General features: G+C 44.8%; 1 protein-coding gene. It reads left to right on the top strand.

Annotated features, from left to right (window positions below; genetic code table 11):
• The coding region (locus tag ABMQ40_RS16375) for a non-ribosomal peptide synthetase (RefSeq protein WP_370901544.1) at positions 1-6,182 on the top strand (6,182 nt) is incomplete at both ends.

Genomic DNA, 6,182 nt, shown 5'->3' with positions numbered 1-6,182 from the left:
ATGATGATTTCTTCAGGTTGGGAGGAGACAGTATCATCAGCATTCAGCTGGTAGGTAAGGTACGCCAGCAGTTAGACGTGAGATTAAGTGTCAAAGAAGTCTTTACTGCCCGGACTGTAGCCTCATTATCCCTGCTGATAGAAGATAAAAAGAACGGAAGCGAAGCCAATATTCTTACCGAACAGGGAGTCCTTACAGGAGAAGTTCCGCTTCTGCCGGTACAGGAATGGTTCTTTAAGCAAAAAGAATCAGGATATCTTGCAGACTTCAACCATTGGAACCAGGCATTTATGATCCATGTTCCGGAGCTTGATAAAGACCTGTTTGAGCAGGCAGTGGAACATTTGCTGGCCAAGCATGATGCATTCAGGCTGGGGTATACGGGCCATATTCAGGAATATAAAACAGAAAAAACAGCCCCTGAAATCAATTATCTTGATGCATCTGGCCTGAATCCGGAAGAGCTTGCCCCTATTTTCACAGACTGGCAGTCCCATTTTGATATTGAAAACGGACCGTTGTACCAGATTGGATATATCCATGGATATCAGGACGGAAGCGCAAGAGTATTCTTTGCATTCCACCACCTTATTATTGATGCCGTAAGCTGGAGAATCCTTACTGAAGACCTGAAGAATATCTATCAGACTCTTGAAAAAGGAGAAAATTATCAGATTCAGAAAGGAAGCAGCTACCGCCAATGGGTGAAAGCCGTCAGACGCTATAAAAAAGAGACCCCGGAATCCAGAAAAAATGAGACCACTTACTGGAATCAGATCGCAGATACGGTTACGGAAAGCAACACAACATTATCCGGACTGATCACGGGTGAATATCACTACGGTCATCTGCAGCTGGATCGGGAATCCACCGGAACCCTGATCCGTGGCGTACATCACGTATACCATACCCAGATCAATGATTTGCTATTGTCAGCTTTATCACAGGCACTTACTGATGTTACCGGGGATGAACGTCATGCTATTCTGTTGGAAGGACACGGCCGTGAAGAAGTATTCAGCCAGTTAGACATTACCGAAACAATGGGCTGGTTTACCACCATGTACCCGGTACAGCTGGAAACAGGAAGATCACTGAAAGATACCGTTATTCTGACCAAAGAATCTTTAAGAAGCATTCCGAACAACGGAATCGGTTACGGTAGCCTGGTGGGATATGTAAACCGTGAATTACCGAAGATCAGCTTCAATTACTTAGGTCAGCTCGACAAGGATGATGCATCCGGTGAAAAAACATGGTTCATTGCAGCTGAGGATACGGGAGCAGGAGTTGGAGCCTCCAACCGCGACAGCCATTTTGTAAGCATTAACGGTGCGGTGGTTGACGGGCAGCTTCGCTTCGGAATTTCAGGATATCTTTCCGCTGAAAAGATCGCTCTTTTATCCGAAAGCTTCCAAAAGAATCTGGAATCCATTATTAAGGAGCTTTCTGAAGAGAACAGAAGCTACCTTACGGCATCAGATGTAGAATACGTGGTGGAGAACGCTCAGCTTTCGGAAATTCAGGAATCCGGGGAGATTGAGGGCGTGTACCTGGCCAACAGCTTACAGGAAGGATTCGTATATCATGCCCTGAACCAGGGAGAAACGGATGATGCTTACAGAGTACAGCTGATTTGGGAATACCGGGCTAAAATCAATACAGACAAACTTAGAAATTCATGGAGCCTGATCCAGTCCCAATATCCGGCCTTGAGGATCAGATTCAACTGGACCGGAGAAATTGTCCAGGTAATTGATAAAAAAGGCGATATGGACTGGAGGTATGAAGATATCAGTGCCATGTCTGAAGAAGTCCAGGAAGAGCTGATCCGTGAAATTACTCATAACGATCGTCTTGAAGGGTATGATCTTTCCAAAGGAAACCTTTTCAGGGTATACGTTTTCAAACGCGGAGAGCAGCATTACAGCTGTTTGTTCAGCAATCATCACGCTATATTGGACGGCTGGAGTATGCCTGTCTTAATAAACAGTGTCCATGAGGCTTATCTCAGCCAGCTTAATAATGAAGAATATATTCTGCAAACAGACCATGCCTATGCAGCGAGCCAGAAATATTTACAGGTGAATAAAAAGGCCGGCCGAAGCTTCTGGGATCAGTATATGAAGCTTCTTGAAGACCAGGAAGACCTGAAAAGCCTTGTAAAAGAAGGCCAAAGACATATAGACTTAGGAACTTACCGTCATATCAGAGACCATCAAAAGGTAACCATGCTGATAGACGGAGAAAAGTATTACCGTCTGAAAGACCTTACAAAAGCTCATGGATTAACCGTGAACGCTGTGCTGCAATATTTATGGCACAGCCAGCTGAAACTGTACAGCGGACTGCAGACAACAATAGTGGGGACAACGGTTTCAGGAAGAAGCCTGCCTGTTGACGGCATAGAATCTTCAGCCGGATTGTATATCAATACCCTGCCGTTAATTGTCAGGCATGAAGACGGTCGTGTCATAGATCGTATTATGACCATACAGAACAGGATCAGCGATCTGAATACCCATAGTGATATCAACCTCGCAGAGCTTCATCATGACGGGCGCCGTATCTTCAGCAGTCTGTTCGTGTATGAAAACTATCCTGTTCCGAAAGGAGAGGGAAGCAATGAGCTTGGCTTTGTATTCAGGGATTCAGTGGAAAAGCTGGACTACCCGTTAGGAATAATGGCATCAGAGCAGGGAGAAAGTGTACTGCTTAAGCTGAACTATGAAGGTGTTCTTTTTGAGAAGAGTACCATGGAACAGCTGTTGGACGGAATGGAAATTATTCTTGATCAGATTCTTGATACCCCTGAAATAACTTCCGATGCACTCTCCTGTATTTCAGAGAGTCAGTGGCAGCAAATGCTGGCATGGAATGATACCCGGTTGGCCTATCCGTCAGACAAGACCATTCACGGCATATTTGAGGAGCAGGTATTGAAAACGCCGGATAATATCGCCCTGGTATACGAAGACGTAAAGCTTTCATATCGTGAACTAAATGAACGGGCAAACCGCCTGGCACATTACCTTATTAAAACCTATGATATTCAGCCGGATGATCTGGTGCCTTTATGCCTGGAACGTTCAGAGAATATGCTGATTGGAATTTTGGCCGTATTGAAGGCAGGAGCGGCATATGTCCCAATGGATGCTTCCTATCCGGCAGAACGGATAGACTACATTCTGTCTGATACCAAAGCAAAAATTATTCTGGCTCAGGAAAGCACTGCAGAAAAGCTACAGGATATGAATACGGATGTTATCTCCTTAAATAATGCCTCATTCAGGCAGGTTGTTGAAAAGGAAGATGCGTCTGATCCGGTTACAACCGTAGGGCCGGGCAACCTTGCTTATGTCATTTACACCAGCGGAACCACAGGACTTCCAAAAGGAGTCATGGTAGAGCATACAAGCGTGGTGAACCGTATCGTATGGATGAATGAGACCTATCCTTTGGTACCGGCAGATAACGTTCTTCAGAAAACTCCTTACACGTTTGATGTTTCCGTTTGGGAATTATTCTGGGCTCATTTTTATGGGGCATGTATCGTATTTGCACGTCCGGAAGGGCATCAAGACCCTGAATACCTGGCTGAAGTCATTCAAAGATCCGGTATTACCATTGTACACTTCGTACCTTCCATGCTGGGCGCCTTCCAAGAAGCATTAGATACCAAAAAAGAGCTGCAATCCGGGGTAAAGAGCCTGAGGTATGTATTCTGTAGCGGCGAAGTCTTGACATTAAAGCAGGTACGGGACGCCCGAAGGCTGATAAGCCATGCGGAAATTCACAATCTTTACGGGCCGACAGAGGCAACGGTGGATGTTATGTACTACGACTGTAATGATCCGGCCATCCGGCAGGTACTGATCGGGCAGCCAATCAGCAACACAAGCGTGTATATTTTGGATAAATATTTACATCCGGTGCCTGTTGGAGGTGTTGGGGAATTATACATCGGAGGTGCAGGAGTTGCCAGGGGATACCTAAACAAACCGGAACTAACGGAAGAACGCTTCATTGCGAACCCATTCCAGACAGATAAGGAAAAAAGCGAAGAATATAACAGAACCCTGTATAAAACAGGAGATTTGGTACGTTGGGTATCCGGTGGCAACATAGAATATCTGGGCAGAAATGACTTCCAGGTGAAAATCCGTGGTTTCCGTATCGAGTTGGGTGAAATTGAAAATGCCCTGCTAAAACATCCGGATATCCGTCAGGTGGCAGTACTGGCCAAAGAAAACAAAGCAGGAATGAAATACCTTGTAGGATACTATGTTTCTGATAACGGGCTGAATGAAGAAAAACTTTCGGAATTTCTGTCTGAAACCCTGCCTGAATATATGGTGCCGAATATTTTTGTTCACCTGAAAGCATTACCGGTTACCTTTAATGGAAAGCTGGACAGAAAACAGCTGCCGGAACCAGGGGTAAAAGCAACTCGCGAATATATGGCGTCAACAAATGAATTGCAGGAGAAGCTATGTCAGATGTATGGTGAAGTATTGGGGATTAACCCTGAAAGCATCAGCATCCATGATGATTTCTTCAGGATGGGAGGAAACAGTATCATGGCTATAAAGCTTATCAGCAAGATCAGGCTTACATTGGATATGCAGGCTAATGTTGCCATGATATTCGAGCATAAAACGGTTGAATCCTTATCCGCAGCTTTAACAGGAAATACTCCGGAGGACCAGATCACTATACTTCCTTCAAAAGTGGATTCCCTTGAAGAACAGCGGCTGTCTTTTGCCCAGGAAAGACTCTGGTTTATAGAATCCTATGAAGGCGGAAGCAGCGCTTATAACATTCCAATGACGGTTACCCTGAGCACAGAAACCGATATTGCGGCTTTATGCAAAGCATTGGAGACTGTAATCCTGCGCCACGAAATCCTTCGCACATGTATTCTGACTGCAGAAAACGGAACAGGTTACCAGGTTGTTACTGATCTTCTTCCGGAAATCAGGACTATAGAGGTAGAAAGCAGGGAAGAACTGGAAGAGTCAGTAAACAGGGCTGCCCATAAAGTATTCCGTCTGGAAGAGGAAATTCCTGTTGATATCAATATTTTCAGGTTAAATGATATCAGCTATCTTTCCGTAGTGATTCATCACATCGCTTTTGACGGGTGGTCTACCGATATATTCCTGAAAGAAGTCACTGCCGCCTATCATGCCATTGCCGCAGGACAGCAGCCGGAATTCCCTGAGCTAAAAATCCAATACAAGGATTTTGCATTATGGCAACGGAACTACCTTGCAGGAGAACGTCTTGATAGCCAGATTGAATACTGGAAAACAAAGCTTGATGACCATCAGAGCTTAGATCTACCTGTAGATTTCCATAGGCCGGCGGAAATTTCCTATGAAGGAAATACGATCAGGTTTAATATACCGGAAGAAACCGCACTCGGATTGAAAGAAGTTTCTAAAAACCTCGGAGTAAGCTTATTCAATGTGATGCTGAGTGGTTATTATCTGACATTATCTGCCTATTCAGGCCAGGAAGATATTATAGTAGGAAGCCCGATTGCCAACCGCCATTATGCAGGCCTTGAGGATATCATCGGTTTCTTTGTGAATACATTGGCATTGAGAGAAAAAATTGATCCTAAGCAAAATATCAGGGATTTCATTTTACAGGTATCAAAGTCAGTGACAGAAGCCCAGGCTCATCAGGATCTTCCGTTTGAGAAATTAGTGGAGGAGCTGGGAGTAGAGCAGGATACTTCAAGACATCCGGTTTTCCAGGTAATGTTTGGCATTCAGACCAGCAGTGGAGGAGATCCTGTAGCCCGGAAAGAAGAGGCGATCTTCCTGCCTTTTGACGGTGAAGTCGACTATCAGTCCGCGAAATTTGATCTTACAACGATGATTAATGAAAGCCCTGACGGAATCCAGATGACCTTCAACTATGCAACGTCTTTATTTAAAAAAGATACCATCGATCGTATAGCCAGGACCTATCAGCACCTGTTGAGCCAGATCGTACAGTCTGGAAAATCCGGTACCAGCGATCTGAAAACAGGTGAGCTGACACTTCTTCCTGACACGGAAAGCAAACATATAATGGAGGCCTGGAATGATACCCGAAGAATACTTCAGGATAAAACAACCATTCATCAGGGAATTGAATATCAGGCTGCCAAAACACCTGATGCTACGGCT

This window comes from Chryseobacterium gossypii, assembly GCF_041361455.1.
In the GTDB taxonomy this organism is placed as follows: domain Bacteria; phylum Bacteroidota; class Bacteroidia; order Flavobacteriales; family Weeksellaceae; genus Chryseobacterium; species Chryseobacterium gossypii.
This window is presented reverse-complemented; position numbering and strand designations above follow the sequence as displayed.